The sequence below is a fragment of the Streptosporangium heterodermiicola genome, from assembly GCF_051390675.1.
Classification (GTDB): Bacteria; Actinomycetota; Actinomycetes; order Streptosporangiales; family Streptosporangiaceae; genus Streptosporangium.
The window spans coordinates 1-234 of record NZ_JBPJSR010000151.1 but is presented as its reverse complement, the minus strand read 5'-3'; the positions used below and the strand labels follow the sequence as shown (position 1 = coordinate 234).

The window sequence follows — 234 nt, the reverse complement described above, 5'->3', positions numbered from 1 at the left end:
CTGGTGCTCACCCGGTGCTCGCGCTCGGTGCCGGGAAAGACCACCACCTGGTTCGGCTCCGGCTCCTCCCCGCCCTCCAGCGCCCAGGGCCGCGACCGCGTCTTCTTGATCACCGACAGGAACTCCCCCGGCACCACGAACCGGATGTCACGCCGCAACCCGACCCCGCCCCGGAAGCGCCCCGCGCCCCCGGAGTCCTCCCGCATCTCCACCCGCTCGAAGAACATCCCGGTC

The 234-nt window shown here is 72.2% G+C and carries 1 protein-coding gene; it reads right to left on the bottom strand.

Features of this window, described 5'->3' with window-relative positions; genetic code table 11:
- Positions 1-234: hydantoinase B/oxoprolinase family protein (locus ACSC1Q_RS43300; protein ID WP_436764561.1), on the bottom strand; the 234-nt coding region annotated here is incomplete at both ends.